This window comes from Sphingomonas sp. FUKUSWIS1, from assembly GCF_000733135.1.
GTDB classification, from domain to species: Bacteria; Pseudomonadota; Alphaproteobacteria; order Sphingomonadales; family Sphingomonadaceae; genus Sphingomonas; species Sphingomonas aerolata.
In genome coordinates this window covers 10171-10933 of sequence record NZ_JPJC01000276.1, presented here as the reverse complement: position 1 = coordinate 10933, position 763 = coordinate 10171, and the positions used below count along the sequence as shown (strand labels likewise).

Sequence of the window (763 nt, the reverse complement as noted above, 5' to 3'; positions counted from 1 at the left end):
CTCGACGCATGCGCTGATCGTCGCGGCCAAGGCGATGGACCGGCTTGGCCGCCCGCGTGCCGACATCCTCGGCTTCACCATGCCCGGCTTCGCGACGGGCGAGGGCACGAAGGCGAATGCCTGGGCGCTGATGCGCGCGCTGGGCATCACCGCGGAGGAAATCGACATCCGCCCCGCGGCGCGGCGCATGCTCGAGGACATGCGGCATCCCTTTGCCGATGGCGCCCCGGCATATGACATCACCTTCGAGAACGTCCAGGCGGGGTTGCGGACCGATTATCTGTTCCGTCTCGCCAACCAGCGCGGCGGGATCGTGGTCGGCACGGGCGACCTGAGTGAGATGGCGCTGGGCTGGTGCACCTACGGCGTCGGCGACCAGATGAGCCATTATGCGGTCAACGCGGGCGTGCCCAAGACGCTGATACAGTTCCTGATCCGCTGGTGCATCCGGACCGGCCAATATGATGCGGCAACCGATGCGATCCTGTCGACGATCGTCGCGCAGGAAATCTCTCCCGAACTCGTCCCCGCGGGTACGGACGGCGCGCTGCAAAGCACCGAATCGATGATCGGGCCTTATGCGCTGAACGATTTCTTCGCGCACTACGTGATCCGCTATGGCCTCGCGCCGTCGAAGATCGCGTTTCTCGCCTGGCATGCCTGGCGCGATGCGGAGAGCGGGGCATGGCCCGCGGACCTGCCGGCGACTGGGCGCGTCGCCTATGACCTGCCGACGATAACCGCATGGCTCGAAAGGTTTCTT

1 pseudogene is annotated in these 763 nt (G+C 65.9%); it reads left to right on the top strand.

The window, feature by feature from the left end:
• Positions 1 to 763: pseudogene (nadE, locus tag sphsw_RS20680) on the top strand (NAD(+) synthase); the annotation flags it as partial.